The 13,916-nt window shown below is 58.6% G+C and carries 11 protein-coding genes and 2 pseudogenes; 7 read left to right on the top strand and 6 right to left on the bottom strand.

Annotated features, from left to right (window positions below; genetic code table 11):
* Positions 1-50: 50 nt before the first annotated feature.
* A complete protein-coding gene (locus Q2M23_RS37650; protein WP_316398750.1) occupies positions 51-602 on the bottom strand; it encodes an extracellular solute-binding protein in 552 nt (183 codons plus the stop codon).
* A gap of 205 nt (positions 603-807) precedes the next feature.
* Between Q2M23_RS37650 and Q2M23_RS37655 the strand changes: the two are divergent.
* From Q2M23_RS37655 to Q2M23_RS37665, 3 genes and pseudogenes are all read left to right on the top strand, one after another.
* Positions 808-1,689: pseudogene (locus tag Q2M23_RS37655) on the top strand (tripartite tricarboxylate transporter substrate binding protein); the annotation flags it as partial.
* 46 nt (positions 1,690-1,735) lie between these two features.
* A complete protein-coding gene (locus tag Q2M23_RS37660; RefSeq protein WP_316398751.1) occupies positions 1,736-2,107 on the top strand; it encodes a substrate-binding domain-containing protein in 372 nt (123 codons plus the stop codon).
* Between the two features lie 11 nt (positions 2,108-2,118).
* Positions 2,119-2,394: a hypothetical protein gene (locus tag Q2M23_RS37665; RefSeq protein WP_316398752.1), complete on the top strand. Its 276-nt coding sequence runs from the start codon at positions 2,119-2,121 to the stop codon at positions 2,392-2,394.
* A 43-nt stretch (positions 2,395-2,437) separates the two neighbouring features.
* Here the strand turns inward: Q2M23_RS37665 and Q2M23_RS44215 are convergent.
* Positions 2,438-4,114: pseudogene (locus Q2M23_RS44215) on the bottom strand (caspase domain-containing protein); the annotation flags it as partial.
* A 263-nt stretch (positions 4,115-4,377) separates the two neighbouring features.
* Between Q2M23_RS44215 and Q2M23_RS37680 the strand changes: the two are divergent.
* Complete coding sequence (locus Q2M23_RS37680; RefSeq protein WP_316398755.1) at positions 4,378-5,124, top strand: isoprenylcysteine carboxylmethyltransferase family protein; 747 nt, start codon at positions 4,378-4,380, stop codon at positions 5,122-5,124.
* A gap of 396 nt (positions 5,125-5,520) precedes the next feature.
* Positions 5,521-6,093, top strand: a complete 573-nt coding sequence (locus Q2M23_RS37685; RefSeq protein WP_143271238.1) for a hypothetical protein — start codon at positions 5,521-5,523, stop codon at positions 6,091-6,093.
* A gap of 1,318 nt (positions 6,094-7,411) precedes the next feature.
* Here the strand turns inward: Q2M23_RS37685 and Q2M23_RS37690 are convergent.
* Positions 7,412-7,600 (bottom strand): hypothetical protein, encoded by a 189-nt coding sequence (locus Q2M23_RS37690; protein ID WP_316398756.1) that lies wholly within the window; start codon positions 7,598-7,600, stop codon positions 7,412-7,414.
* A 444-nt stretch (positions 7,601-8,044) separates the two neighbouring features.
* On the opposite strand from Q2M23_RS37690, the gene Q2M23_RS37695 reads away from it, so the two are divergent.
* Positions 8,045-8,401, top strand: coding sequence for a hypothetical protein (locus tag Q2M23_RS37695; protein ID WP_316398757.1), 357 nt, complete (start codon positions 8,045-8,047; stop codon positions 8,399-8,401).
* 555 nt (positions 8,402-8,956) lie between these two features.
* Here the strand turns inward: Q2M23_RS37695 and Q2M23_RS37700 are convergent.
* Together Q2M23_RS37700 and Q2M23_RS37705 are read right to left on the bottom strand one after the other, a co-directional pair.
* Positions 8,957-9,694, bottom strand: a complete 738-nt coding sequence (locus Q2M23_RS37700; RefSeq protein WP_076833979.1) for a DUF6065 family protein — start codon at positions 9,692-9,694, stop codon at positions 8,957-8,959.
* Between the two features lie 16 nt (positions 9,695-9,710).
* Positions 9,711-11,420, bottom strand: coding sequence for an outer membrane beta-barrel protein (locus Q2M23_RS37705; RefSeq protein ID WP_316398758.1), 1,710 nt, complete (start codon positions 11,418-11,420; stop codon positions 9,711-9,713).
* Between the two features lie 14 nt (positions 11,421-11,434).
* Here Q2M23_RS37705 and Q2M23_RS44220 point away from each other — a divergent pair, with 14 nt between their 5' ends.
* A complete protein-coding gene (locus Q2M23_RS44220) occupies positions 11,435-11,611 on the top strand; it encodes a hypothetical protein (protein WP_410469817.1) in 177 nt (58 codons plus the stop codon).
* Positions 11,612-12,457: 846 nt separating this feature from the next.
* Here the strand turns inward: Q2M23_RS44220 and Q2M23_RS37715 are convergent.
* Positions 12,458-12,622 (bottom strand): acyl-CoA dehydrogenase family protein, encoded by a 165-nt coding sequence (locus Q2M23_RS37715; protein WP_410469818.1) that lies wholly within the window; start codon positions 12,620-12,622, stop codon positions 12,458-12,460.
* Positions 12,623-13,916: the final 1,294 nt, after the last annotated feature.

Here is a 13,916-nt window from a genome sequence, read left to right on the forward strand (position 1 = left end):
GTAGCCATGTCGTTCTGTGAGCCAAGGAGTTGAGTGTTATAGTTGTCTTCCTAAGACCGCTTGGCCTCCGACTTGAGCAGATCGGCAAAGCTGTTCGGCGCCTCCTCGGCCTTCACGAGATTGGTGTTGTAGGCAATGATCGACAACCAGACCCGGAAGCTTGCGAATTGCCCGTCCGCGTCGCGATGCTCCTCGGGGTAGTATTTTGCGACCTCCTCCGGAACATAGGGCGCGAGAATACCGTCGCGCTTCCACACAATGAAATGCGCGGCGTCGGAGGAATTGACGACGTCGACGGCATGAATGTTGCTGGAATATTCCTGGCCGACCCGCTGGAACACGCGTTCCGCGCCGGTGCGTTCGACGCGCACCGTGATATCGGGATATTTCGCTTCAAATGCCCTTGCCAGCTTCTCGGCAACCGGCAGATCGGTCGAGGTGTAGTAGACGACCTGCCCCTCTTTCTTCGCCGCCTCGATCAGCGTCGGCGTCACCGGTTCCGCAGGTGGTGCGGCGGCCATCACGCGCGTTGAAAGGGCGGCCCCAGCCAGCACCGCGCCCTTCAGCATGTCGCGGCGCGACAGCCCAGGATGTTTCTTCATATGATTCCCCGCACGCGATGACGAAGTTTGAGTACACCGTCCTCCCGCTCTTATTCCAATGCGCGAAAACGGAGTCTGTCGTCGACAGATGCTTCAGGTTGCAGCCAGACTTCTGATCAAGAAACAAGACTAAAGTTGGGGGATTCAGTCAATGGCGAGCATGCGCTACGCCTTGGTATTCGTCGCGGCGTTGCTGACCGTGTCCATGGCAGGCTCATATGCCGACGCCGAAGACTATCCTGCGCGGCCGATCAGGATCATCATTCCCTTCGGCCCCGGTGGTCCGGCCGACGTCGTCGCGCGACAGATCGGCGGCATCTTGCAGGAAAGCCTCGGCCAGCCCTTCGTCGTGGAGAACCGCACCGGCGCCGGGGGCGTGATCGGCACGCTTGAGGTCGCAAAGGCGCCGGCCGACAGCTACACCCTCCTGATGATGACACCCAGACCGCGAACGAATCGCTGGTGCCGCAGCGCAAATATGAGCTGATGCGCGACCTGACGCCGATCGCGTCGTTGAACACTTCGGATCTCGTAATCGTGGTCCACCCCGCTGTGCAGGCAAAGACCTTGCAGGAATCCATCGCCCTCGCACAGGCGCCGCCCGGAAGGCTGAACTATGCCTCATCAGGTCAGGGCACGCCGTATCACATGGCGGGCGAGCTGTTCAAAGCCATGGCCGGGATCGACGTCGTGCACGTGCCCTACCGCAACAGCGGCGAAGGCTGCGGCGGCGGTCCAGATGATGATCGATGCCGTCCCCGCGATGCCGCCAAATGTCGCCGAAAACCAGGTGCGCGCACTCGCAACGACCGGCAAGGCTCGTTCGACGGTGCTGCCCAACGTTCCGACGATGACCGGCTATGAGGCGACGATCTGGCTCGGCCCGATGGCCCCGGAGGGCACGCCGACGCCGATCATCGACAAGCTCAACGCGGCGGTGAACGCCGCAATCAAGCGGCCCGAGGTCGAGAAGCTCTGGGCCGCGCAGGGCGCGGCGCCGATGACCATGACGCCGGAGGTGTTCGACGCATTCCTGCGCGCCGATATCGTGAAGTGGGCAGGCGTCGTTAAAAGGCTGGAAAAGGCCCTGGAAGCACACAGCCGCAAAGACCGCGAACGAAGGAACAGGGCGCATGAAGACGTTGAACATCCTAAGCGGCGGCGCGGCGCAGGGCCTGGTGCGCAGCCTCGCGCCGGCATTTGAAGCTGAAACCGGCCTCGGCATTGCCGGCGATTTTTGCGCGGTCGGCGCCATGGCGGACAAGTTACGCACTGGCGCTGCAACCGACGTTGTCATCCTGACCGCCGCGCTGATCGCGAAGCTGGCCGACGGCTACGAAAGAACGGAAGGCACGATGAAGCAAACCAGATCGACCCCCTCCCCTGACTATGGAGTGGGGTATGGGAGGCCTCCCAAGGCCAGCCGGTTTCGTAAGGGGCAGTCAGGTAATCCAAGAGGGCAAAACCTGCCGAGGAACACTTTCTTGCGGTCTTCAAGCGCCTAGTGGCCCGGAGAGTGAAGGTCAACGATGGCGGCGTCGTGAAGACACTTTCCCCCGGGGAAGCGATCATTGCACGCAATTATCAGGCTGCGCTGAAGCAGGACCAGACCGCAATGGGCAACATGCCCAAGCTTATCGAATATGTCGGTCAATTCCTCGATTGGAACGATCCAAAGGTCGCAGGTCTTCCCATATTTATGCCAGAGTCCGCGAAATCGGTCGAAGAGCTTCTCGCATACACGGGCGCGAGGCTTGTCAAGGTTTCTGGCGAGCAAACAGGCGATCAATAGGCCGGCCAATCTCCGATATCGCCAGAATGCGGCGACACTCTCGTCAGGGCAGGAAGAAGGGCATGAAGGGCACTCCATCGTCGCCCTTTTTGCCTGCGTTGGCCTCGGCCTTCGGTCTTGCGGGTCTTACCGCAGGTTCCTCGTCGCGATCCCTGTTCCTGCGCTCAAGCTTGGCAGACGGGACATGACGTGCCTTGCGTTTCTCACATTCATCATCGCCATTGAGGAAATAGCCTGCGGCACAGCTAATCTTGACACAGCGATCGCCGTCTCGTCTAAGGCCGGACCCGCAAATTAAGGGACAAACTCGTGCTGTCTTGAGCTTGATCGCGTCAAGCGCATCGGCGCTCGCGGCTTTGGCGTCGAACCTCGTGCCGGCGTTCTGGTTGAACCTCTCAAGCGAACGACGCGACGCCGTATCCCATTCCCCATCGGCCGATCCTGTGAAGCAACCAACCCGGCGCAATTCGGTCTGTAGTGACTTTGCAAGCTCAGTAGGCGCTGTTGACTGCACAGGTGCTTGCGGACTGGGCAGCGCGGCCACCTTGGTATCCGCATTCGCGTTCGGCTCTCGCGGCTGGTCTGGCGCGGAGGGAGTCATCGGCGTGCTGTTCTTTGTGGCACCCTCAGCCGCGACACGTCGCTGCTCGGCCTGAATGGCCTGTTGCTGCGCAGCTTCCTTGGCTGTCTCGGCGGCGGCCCGAGCTTCCTGCGCTGCTTTCAACTCCGAAGCCGCCTTGGCAAGCTGTGTCTGTTGAGCGCCCTGGTTGACGAGCCGGGCCTGTTCCTGTTCGGCTTGGCGGGCTTTTTCGACCGCCGCAGCACGCTTTTCCTCCGCATCGATCTTGGCGAGCTGAAGCTTTGCCAAGTTTGCGTAGTAGCTGTCCGGATACTGGGCAATGAAATAGTTCATTGCATCCTTGTTGCCGACCTGCAGCGCGAGTTCATAGTCGTGCCGCATTTCAAGTCGGATCGTAGCCATGTCGTTCTGTGAGCCAAGGAGTTGAGTGTTATAGTTGTCTTCCTAAGACCGCTTGGCCTCCGACTTATCATCGCCCCCAAGCGTGCCGTAGACGTACGGCTCTTGCCGATTCCCGGTTGCCTTCATGACGTCGTCGCGGACGAAACCGAACACCCTGCGCAAATCCAGGCCGGGAGTTCCGATATATTTCACCAGTGCTGTCGCGTACGGACTGTTATTGCTGTTGCCGTCCGACGCCGTCGAGCCAGCCTTGGCAGCGAAGGCTACCAGCGTGTTCGAACTCGCCGGCTCAATGCGGGCGAGGCCCCGGCTGATCGCTCGTGAGCCAACCGTTCGTTTCATTTTGTCGGAGAAAGGATTGTTGCGGCAAGCGTCGAGAATCACAAGCCGCAATTGCCTTGCTGGTTCGACGGCCAGCAGAATCCGCTCAAGCGAAAATGCCTCGTCGTAAACGTCCGTATCGCGCTCGAGCGTGGCATCGACAGGGATCAGATAGTTCGTACCCTCGATCTCGATGCCATGACCGGCATAATAGACCACAGCCACATCCGCGTCGCGAGACTGGTCGGCAAAATCGCGCAGCGTACGCCGCATCTCGGCCGCCTGAAGATCCAAGCGGGTTTGAACCACGTCAAAACCCGCATGCTTCAGTGTCGCCTCGACGATCTGGGCGTCGTTGACCGGGTTCGAAAGGGGCGCTGCGTTCTTGTATGCAGAATTGCCAATGACGAGCGCAACCCGGTTTGCAGCCGTTGCCGGCTGAGCGAGCAACAATGCGACGAGGAAAAAGCAAATTTGACCTAATTTTGTGAAACCGCGTACATGCATGGCAATACTACTGTTCAAATAGACGCCTCTTGCGTGCGTATCGGCACCGTTGAAACGGTTCAATCATATCTTGGTGATAGGCGAGGGCAGCGCGGAAAGTGTCGCTCGATCGGCAAGATGGGGCGCCCCAGAGGACGGGCGGCTCATTGACCTGCCCGCAGGCGTGGCTTTTAATGATCCGTCTGCTGAATGGCGAGATCTGTGCTGTGACTGACCTAAAGCTCGGCCAGGTGATCTCTGCTAGATCCCGCGACGCCACCAGTCCCGGCGGCAGTCCATTTCTGGATTGGACCGCAAGAGCTGCACTCATCCTCATCTACGGCGGGGCTGCTCTTCTGGGCATCGCTGGCATTCCTCACCTGCTTCCGGTGGAGAGCTTTCGCGAGCTGCTGACGGCCGCGGCCCACATCGCAAACGTGCTTTTTCTCGGCTTGGTTGCAGTGACGACCATAACCCGGCTGGTCCCCATCAAGAAGTCGAAGGGCATTGAGACGCGGATCTCCGCCTTGCTGGGCACGTTCCTGAGTATCGCGCTCGCCTTTCTGCCAAAGGTGGAGCTCGATCCAATCTGGTCGATGCTGTCCACGGCCCTGATCTTAGTGGCGACCTCGCTGTGTATTGTGGTGCTCCGCTGGTTGGGCAAATCCTTCAGCATTCTGGCGGAGGCAAGGTGCCTGGTGACGGATGGACCTTACCGGATCGTCCGGCATCCCCTCTACCTCTGTGAGATGGCTGCTCTGGTAGGCGTAACACTCCAGGTGCTTTCACCGCTCGCGGTGCTCATCGCGATTGCGGTAGTGGCAATTCAATGCCGGCGAATGTTCAACGAAGAGCGGATTCTTCGGCTGGCTTTCCCTGAATATGAGGCTTACGCCGCAAGAACGCCGTTTCTAATCCCGGTAAGGCTGATCCGAAGCTAGGACAACTGAGGGAGTCTTCTCGGCAGGCGGGCACTGGCGCGAAGCTCTATGATCGTGCGACAAACAACTCATTTGCGGCCGGATAAGTTAAGCGATGCGACAGCGTGTGCTCACTGATCAAGGCACCACGTCGCTCTAGCTCGATCATGGCCCTTCGCAACATTTGCCCATTTGCCGCGGTTGCGCAAAGACAATCGGCATCGGATCGAAGCAAACGTCGACGTCTCTCATGAGTGCGCGCCAGTTGTTGCGTCGGTCCACTAGACCGGATCGCACCCGTGTCGAGACGACCGCACTCGTGGATAGCCGGGTTAATGAGAAACAATTTGGCTTTATGAATTTGCCAGATGCAACTACTATTAGACATTTCAGCGTGTTCTATTGGGAGGTAATTCCATGGGTGCCTTTATCCCTACACCTAGCGATCAGCAAATCATTGCCAAACTGAACTTCCTATTTAGCAAAGTGGGAAAATTAGGGGATTTGAAGAGCTTTACGGACCGCAATGGCAAAAAAATTTTTCCAGCCACCCATCTATCGCGCGCAGCTCGGCGTATCGGCGCTTATCCCGACAGCACGAATGATGCCCACGGAAGAAATCCAAGAGCCCGCTGGTACGTGTTTCTAGAAAAATTACCACAAGCCACCAAGAACGACATCAATGATGCGCTTGTGGCAGCTATTGACCCAATCAACGGTTATGACGGAGTGATATTCAATCTAACGCATGAACCCACTGGAACAGACCCTTACGTTGTCCACGGAGGCGCTGGCACGCCGGGAGAAGTTGTACGCCTTCCAGACGGACAAATCGTACTACTTTTAACGCTCGTATGCGATGCTCCGATTCCAACTGGAGGTGGCAACGATCGCCCGCATAGTCCCCATGACCCCGGCGGAAATAGCGGCAACGAGCGAGATTTCTGGCCGGCCAATGCCCCGTGGAAGAAAGACGACACCGACTATTGATTGCGGATTGTAGTTGATCGCGGACCGAGAACTTCATCATCCAAAGGGCACGTATGTACGAAGGGAATTGATCGATCTGTAAGGATTGATTCCCTTCGGTCATGCCAGCTCTTGGCCCAGCACGTCCTGCGATCGTTCACGCCAGCATGCGATGAACACGGTGTGATGTCAGTTCGCGATGAATAGAGGGAGGATATCTCCTCAGCCGCTTTGCGAACGTCTAGGGTCCAGCCAACCGAATTGCCCAGTAGCACCCGTCCTGAACGAAGCGCCCAAGAATCCGCGACGCACTCGCACGCAATTAGTGGGTTCCAGGGATAACGGGCGCCCTCCGCCAGGTGGTGGCCAGTTTCATGAAGCAATACAAACGCCAAGCCGTCGCGACCCAATGCAGGGTGCAGTGCTACACCTCCATAGAGGCGCACGACACGTTGATCTCTTAGCAGTAATGCTTGTGCGTTGACCAAATTGAGCTCTGGAAAGAGCTCGTATCGGATGGTCGGGAAACTGCTCTGAAAGGCAGCCAACAACTCGCTCAGTAACGAGCAGCGTTCGACAGTATCATCTTTGCGACTATCGAATTCCCAGCATTGCTCTGAGAAAAGCATGCGGCTAAACCCAAATTTGGGACGGGTACATCAATCATACGAAGTCTGTTGTTATCCCAGCCTCCCCAAAAGCAACTTCTGCCCTCGCGAAGCCCGAATGAACTGCCGCCCAGCTTGGCAGTGACGGCCAGCTTTTAACGATGAGGGGATAGTACCGCCATAGCCGTGCTCCACAAGTGGGGCGGTCCTCCCTCTACAGCGTGATCTTGTCCAGGGCCAGTCGACGTATTGCGCCATGGGCACATGCTCAGGCCCATCGAATTCGCCGGTGAACTCCCCGGTTAGAGCGATCCAATGGTCGGGAGCTTCGCACATTTATCCTGGAGCCGCTGAGTCAATCGGAGAAAATCGGCCAGCTAGGCTTCGCCAACATCGATCATGTGACAATCCAAATCGCGCGAAGAGCCAAGATTGCTCGCGAATTCGCTCGACTTCGGAGCCGATCGGAGCGGGAATGTCGTCGTCGATAATGGGCGTTGCACCGGATATGGCGGCCGCCAACGAGACCATCAAACCCTTTTTTGCTAGATCGCACGAAGCTCAACAAGGCCGGTTCGCATCGCTTGTGCGGCGGAAGCCCTTGGCTTTGACCGTAGCGTGACTGAGGGATCGAAGTGTCGATGGTGCAGGAGAGCGCTGCGAAGCGATGACAAGATGGGCACGCCGTCATAGGTGCCCATCTCTTTTTGGAAAGCAGATTCGAACAATGGCTACCGCTGATGCCCGAGTCCGATTCCGAGATGCAACGCCTTCTGGCGCAGCGCTCCCACAGTACGCTTGGTCAGCTTAGCTATTTTTACGACGGGCGTACGCGCCTTGGAGTAAGCCTTAAGGTCTCTAATATCAGCCTTGGTCCACTCGCGCCGCTTGACGCGCTTCTTCGTTGCCTTATTCACCATGATGGCTCCCTTGCTTAAGGAGCGGCTTGTAACACGGCTTCTTAGCGAAACAATGATGCGCGGTTCGCTCGTCGCTTTGAAATTGCATTTTTATGGTGGGCAACCAGCCCAATGCCGCAGCCAGCAGCGAATGGCTGACCTGAATCACGCCGGCGTACATTTCTGGCGCTAATGACGTTTTCTGAATTCATCTTCCTTTTCTGGCGTTGGTAGACGGTCTCGTATGCAAAGCTTTCCTCCGCCGAGCAAATTTGCGATGAGATTGGTTGTCACATACGCGGGAGCCAGCACTACGCAAGAAAGACCAAGAATCAGCAACACACCTGCGCATGCCTGCAAGACCTTCGATCGATACCGACCTGCGTACAATGCGAGCGCAGATCCCGCGATCGTACTCGCGATATCGAGAATCCCGATCATTTTTGGTCCACATCGAAAGTGGTCTTGACGAAAAGAAATGAGAATCATCAACCTCATATCGTTCGCGAGCCGGAGCTCGGCCTTGTCGCGCTCGTCATCTCGATTGCTTCTGCCCAGGCCCAGGTCCCGCTCTGGACCTATATGGACTCGAAGGGGTTCAGCGATGTTCAGGCTCTGACCTGCGCGCAACTCGCCAATACCTATCAGGAGGACGCCGACTTTCTCGCGTACAGTGGCTGGTACAACGGTCTGGCTAAGAAGCATTTTGCCCATATCACCCGTGCCAAATCGGGCGAGTACGAAGTCATCGTGTATTGCAAGGCTCACCCGGAACTTAAGGTCATCCAGGCCATCGACGTTCTCTTCAAGAACGAGAAGTAGTCAGCGACCTTTGAAGCTACTGGTGCGGCGAGATCAGGCTGATGTCGCCCGCACTGCCCGTTGTTTGATGGAGGGAGAACGACCGTGACCTTAGACTACGCTGCGCTCGATTTTGATCGTTGTGCTGCTCGTTGTCATATACCGCATGGTTGCGGTCTGGGATGAATTACAACCATCCCTTCACGCCAGATGCCCGACTTTATTTCTACACGCCGAGAAAACGGCACGGCAGACGGCGGGATAACCAACCCGAAAGCGTGGGTGTGGTAGTTAGCGGCATGTTGGCCCTGCTCCCTTTGTCTGATCACGAAGTAGACCAACTTTCCTTCTGGACGGCGGAGGACTGCCTTCGACTTCCGAATGTCGGACGGAAATGTTCGCGATACTCGTCGATGCCGTCACGCACTGGCGCGGCCAACTTCGTCACTCCGAAGGACCCGACCCGATGCGCGATCCAGATGTTCGTCGGCGCAAAAAAAGTCAGATAAACTAAGTACTCTCGGAATGGGAAGATACGACCCTCATTGGGTCAGACGGCCGGCCCTATACCTCTCCTTATTCTTTTGGCACAAAATCCTTCAAGCGGAGGCGGCTCCGGTGATCCGCTCGCGCCGCTTCGCCCGAAGGATTGACGCCACGAAAATATGTCTTCTGCCACCGCTGCTGCGCCGCATCCGAGCCCGGCTGCTGCAGGTCGGCGTTGAAGGTGCTGCGGCCTTCGGACCAGAGCTTGAACTCGCGTTCAAGGTCCGGCGCTTTCGACAGTGGCATAACCTCAGGTGTGATCCGCTCGAGCGCTCCGCGTTCAACCGGGAAAACATGACAATACGGTTCTCCCCGCTCAAATCGAATCTTCGTATTTGACCGCGTGAATCGCCAGTTCATGGTGAACGTGTACGGCGACCAATCCGTCTCGATCACTCCGCTGAGCGGCGCGATTGCATCCTTCGGCCTGTTGATGGGGCCCGTCACGATGAGGTCGAAACCGGGGTCGGTTCGGAACAGGCAGGGCACATGGAAGGTCAAAATCCCATGTCCGAAGTGGCTCGATGCCGGCGCATGTGTCCCGAGATCGGGCTTGATCCGAACTGTTTCCTTGTGGTTGAGCCCGTCCCATCGCGCCGAGAAGCCCGACGGGCAGAGCAGTTCCCAGCCGTGAGCGTTTGCGATGTTGAGCGGCAGGCAACGATAGGCGAACCGTTGGTCGCTGGAATCCATCCAGTCGCGTTCGAGCGGAGCAGGACGGATGTCTATCTCATGTCCGTCGATCGTGTAGGCAACAAGCTTCGGCATCGCTCCTGCTACTGTCTCATTGCGAGAACCAGCCGGTAGCTCCATTTGGCGCGCCGGCAAATTTGTAGCTCAACCCTACGCGAATGACGTCCTCCGTCAATTTGGCCGAGTGTGTCCATGCGAACGGGCTTAGCGTGCCGACGTTCTGTGGTGCCGGGGTGCTGCGATCGCCGAGGTCGACGTGAAGATACTCGAATTTGGCCGTCCATGGGCCGCTCACAACGGTTTCCCAGCCGAAGCCCGCTGTCCAGCCGGGCTTCGCGCGCGAGTCGGCCCCTGTAAATCGAAAACCGGAGAAGCCGGGGAAATCCGCCGCGGTGGCAAAGGCAAATTCAGCGTAAGCCAAACCTGCGGTCACGTAGAGCATGTTCGAGGGGTTTGCCAGGAACCCCAGGCGTCCGCGCACGGTGCCGAGATATCTCGATCGAAAGCTGTTCTCCCAGGTGTTGGTGACTCCAGGCGCCAGAGGGAATGGTCCGCGCAGCTCCGATGATTGCAGATCGGTGTAGCTGAAATCCGTTTCGAGCCCAACGACCATCTTGCCGTACTGCACGTTGCAGGAGAGGCCTCCGCCAGCCGTAGCTCCGCCTGTACGTCGAGCAGCGTTCGAGCCCGCCTGCTGGGCTGCAAGTTGGGGGAGAGTTCCGGTAATCTGCGCAAACTCGACGACGGCTCCATTCGGCGCCGAAGAGAATTCAGCTTTGGCTGAATCATAGCCGGCGTTCACGCCGATGCTGCAGCCGGTCCAGCTATATGGCAGGATCGGCTTGGCTTTGACCGGCATGTAGGCGGCGAACGCGGAGCTCGATTCGTCGAACCGCATGCGGAAATGCGCCTTCGCCTCCCACGCATCGATCCCGGGCGTGAAGAAGGACAGATAGCCGCCCGACAGCCACAACTCTGCCTGGGATCCGAGCCGGGCTCGGACGCCGCCGCGCAATTGCCCATGCAAGCGCGAGAGCTCGGCGTCGGTGCCGTCGATCGTGGTAATGGTGTTGATCAGCTGTTGCGTGTCGTAACGCAATGTAGCCTGGACGAACGGCTGTAGCAGGAACCGGGAATCAAGAGCGAAATCCCGGTTGACTTCCACCGAGCCTTCCACGTGGCCCCAGCTATAGGCCTGGCCCGGAATCGGAAATCCCTGTCCGCTCGTGACACTCGAGACATCGTCGTGAGCATGGAAAACCGTGAACCGGGGCAGGACGCGCATCCAGGGCGTATCGATGATTTGGGTGATGCTCGTGGATAGGAATGCGCGGTTGACCGGCATGTTGGCGCCGTGCCCGAAAGCGTCGAAGGCACGATCTAGTCGTACGTAGCCGGCCCAGGCATCAAACAGCGTCGTCGGGCTGATGAGCCATCCCAGATAGGGCCCTCCGCCGATTCCCGACTCGTAGAGCGAGGCATTCAGCCCGTCATACGTGACCTTGGTGCTTTCCGGATTGAACGCAAAGCCCACAAGGAGATCCGGGTTGACACGATAGTCGAGCCCGTATGTCAGCTCCTGCAGCGTGCCTTGCGACGTGAGTCCGACAACCCGGTCGGTGAAGTTGACCTGGCGCGGCGTGACCCATGCGTGCCAGCCGTGGCCCATCGATGCAAAGGTGGGACTCGTGGCGCTGCTTGCGTACTGATTGAACCCGGCCAGGATCGCGTCCGAGATGAAGTAGCTGCGCGCAAAATCCGCCCCCAATGCGCGTGCGAGATTCGCATGCGGCACCGGCATGGGTGGCGGCGGCGGTGGCGGCCCAGGTGGTGGAGGCGGCGGTGGCCCTGGTGGTGGAGGAGGCGGTGGTGGCCCCGGCGGCGGCGGCGGTGGCGGCCCTGGTGGCGGAGGCGGTGGCGGCCCTGGTGGCGGAGGCGGTGGTGGTGGCGGCGATGGCGGCGGGAACGGCCCAACATCTGGAAACGGTATGAAGCCGTTCCAGTGCCGTGGAAGCCGCGGAATGGGCGGCGGAGGCGGCCCCGGCGGCGGCGGCGGCGGCGGTGGCGGCGATATCGAACACAACTGGTTGGTGAATGCATTCACCTCGTTTGAAACGGACTTTTCGCCAAGCAGCGGCCCCAGAACACTGCCATAGGCCCTGAACTTTTCATGATCATCGAACGACAGCGGAAATACCTCGATGGCCGTTTGCGTTTGCAGGTCGAGGAAGGTTGGGCCGCCCGTAAGTGCTCCGCTCTTGCTGAAGCGCCACATGAAAGCAGTCTGCGGGTCGCCCTGCACGCTGCTCGCGTTGATACAGTAGTCATTGGTTGCAGAGCGATAGCCATCGAATCCCAGATGGATCCTATCTGCGGCCACCGCAGCGTGCCCATGTGCAACGGTCGCCGCGGTCCCCATAACAAGAGCGCGAAGCCGCGACGACCACTGTCCGTCCACCGGCTTCAAGTACGGATGCTGCCGATTGGATTCGACTAACCGTTTGCCCGACCCGAGTGATAAAGTCGGGGCCCGTCGAGTTCGTCGAACGCCCATTCATAGCCCTCGCAGCCCGTCCAATTGCCTTGGACTCAAGAATCGACTTATCGACGCCGAAATTGTGTCTTGTAGAAGTGCTACCGAAAATAGTTTTAGATTGTTGCTGCATGGTAACTGCTCGTTAAAATTGCAGACAGAGTTGCCGGCGCGTGTTCTCGACACTCCCAACTGTAAAGCGATTTCCAACTTCCCCAGCACCACTCGTTAGCTGCACCATGGGTAGCACGCCCCCCGATCCGGAGCTTGTCTTCCGATGCCGTTCCTCCGTTCGACGCCGATGCCTAAGCGAGGTCGGTAGGTCTCGCTTGATCCGATAGGAGGCGCTTGGCGATGTTGAGCAGGTGAATCTGGCTGGTCCCTTCGTAAATCCGAAAGGCTCGGACGTCGCGATAGAACCGCTCGATGCCCGTTCCCTTGACGTAGCCCTGTGCCCCGAGAAGCTGCACGACACGATCGGCGACCCGACCGCTCAGAATGGGAGGGAGACGATGCTACAAGAGGGGATGACCGTATTTCGGCCCCGAGCCTTGGAGGCCGACATCGCTCGCATTTGGCTTAGGCATCGTGTGATCGCGGAAAGATCGGTTGAGCTATTAAAGCAGCCGGTGCCGGATACGTTCTTGGGGCGGAAGCATTACGACCTCATTCCGCTGCCTTACCAAACGGAAGAACAGGCCGTTTTAGGCGCTGAGTTTTAATTGGACCCCGGTCTAAAAAAGGCAGGTACCTCTTCCGGGGTGCTTCCGAAAGCAGGGTTCCAACAGCTCTAAGCATTTCCAGAACAAACGGTTCCAAGAACCGTTAGTGTCGGAACCCTGCTCCACGACCGCGACCGTGCGCAACGACACCGCATACATTCTCGATCCCGATGGCCACATCGCCAATCGTCGAGACTTGCTCTGTTATGACGATGAAGCCGATAGTGGCGCGCAGCGTCCATCCAAAATCCAACTCAGCCGGCGTCCGCTTACAAGCTTCCAAACGACGAAAGGCCCCGACGCGGGGCTGATCGCATCGAGGCCTCTCGGATGGCAGTGCCAACCCAGAACGCTCTGGGTCCGCGAACGTTCCGGCTGTTTGGCCGGGGCTAGCTGCCACACCACCCCGGGTCACCGCCGCCGCCCTCGGAAAGCCGCCGAAAACCCGAATAGCCTGCTACGCTCAGGGTTTTGCCGTTCGGGAACGGTTGCCGGAGCGCGCTCCATCGCCGCGAACCGGCGCAGCAATTCTTGGAGGTACAGCGGGACCGGAGCGGCGTCGTCCCGCGCGAGATGTTGCCGGAGCCGCTCGCCAATCTCGACACAGATTGCGCGGGAGTGCTTGAGTTCCAAAGAAATGGGATGAGAGCGGGCGCGGCGCGGTTCGGCCATGGCTGCCACCAATAGCTGATTTGCACAGCTTCATTGCATGTGCACGGCCTTTCTGCCGCCACAATAGCAACGCGCATCGGCTTGCTTTGATCCGCTGGAACCGAACCTTTTTATCATAGGTGAATTACCCACGGGGCTTCGCGGAATGTGAGGCGCACTATGACAAATCTTTCGGCTGGCGACGTGTTTCTCACCGTCGCTATCATGAGTGTCGCTTTCCTGACCGAAGTCGCTCTCTTCTCCCTGGTCGGGCTGTTCTGAAATAAACGCGCGCACTGGCACGGCGCAGCCGATGCGACGGCGTGTCGTTCTGTCGGCTCGACAACAAGACCCAACGTTCAAGTCCTTGGGAAGAGTTCCGGCGATCGTT

The organism is Bradyrhizobium sp. 33ap4 (assembly GCF_032654765.1).
GTDB classification, from domain to species: domain Bacteria; phylum Pseudomonadota; class Alphaproteobacteria; order Rhizobiales; family Xanthobacteraceae; genus Bradyrhizobium; species Bradyrhizobium australafricanum.

Coding starts and splice junctions, on each gene's coding strand:
- Q2M23_RS37650 (WP_316398750.1), bottom strand. CDS start 602: ATGAAGAAACATCCTGGGCTGTCGCGCCGCGACATGCTGAAGGGCGCG.
- Q2M23_RS37660 (WP_316398751.1), top strand. CDS start 1,736: ATGAAGACGTTGAACATCCTAAGCGGCGGCGCGGCGCAGGGCCTGGTG.
- Q2M23_RS37680 (WP_316398755.1), top strand. CDS start 4,378: ATGATCCGTCTGCTGAATGGCGAGATCTGTGCTGTGACTGACCTAAAG.
- Q2M23_RS37685 (WP_143271238.1), top strand. CDS start 5,521: ATGGGTGCCTTTATCCCTACACCTAGCGATCAGCAAATCATTGCCAAA.
- Q2M23_RS37690 (WP_316398756.1), bottom strand. CDS start 7,600: ATGGTGAATAAGGCAACGAAGAAGCGCGTCAAGCGGCGCGAGTGGACC.
- Q2M23_RS37700 (WP_076833979.1), bottom strand. CDS start 9,694: ATGCCGAAGCTTGTTGCCTACACGATCGACGGACATGAGATAGACATC.
- Q2M23_RS37705 (WP_316398758.1), bottom strand. CDS start 11,420: ATGCCGGTGCCGCATGCGAATCTCGCACGCGCATTGGGGGCGGATTTT.